This is a genomic window from Salmonella sp. SAL4457 (assembly GCF_046548235.1).
GTDB lineage: Bacteria > Pseudomonadota > Gammaproteobacteria > Enterobacterales > Enterobacteriaceae > Salmonella > Salmonella enterica.
Genome location: NZ_JBGDZO010001048.1, coordinates 1 through 248, shown reverse-complemented (window position 1 = coordinate 248; position 248 = coordinate 1). Strand labels below are relative to the sequence as shown.

Sequence of the window (248 nt, the reverse complement as noted above, 5' to 3'; positions counted from 1 at the left end):
CTCCAGGGGGAAGGTTGCGCTCGGGATCGCTTCTGCGCCGGACCAGGCCATCACCGCGCTGAGCGCCTGCCAGGGGTTCAGCCGCGGATCGCAGAGGCTGGTGTAGTGCCGGCTGACCTGGTGCAGGCCGCTGGAATCGGCGACGCACTCGGTGACGTCGTCCGGGGTGGTTTCCAGGTGCAGCCCGGCGGCCACGCCGCCGGAGCCGGACACCGCCAGGCGGAACGCCGCCACCTCCTCGGCGATGC

At 72.6% G+C, this 248-nt stretch carries 1 protein-coding gene; it reads right to left on the bottom strand.

The window, feature by feature from the left end; genetic code table 11:
- A partial coding sequence (locus tag ACLJNW_RS27385) for a 3-deoxy-7-phosphoheptulonate synthase (protein ID WP_410961702.1) occupies positions 1-248 on the bottom strand: 248 nt, incomplete at both ends.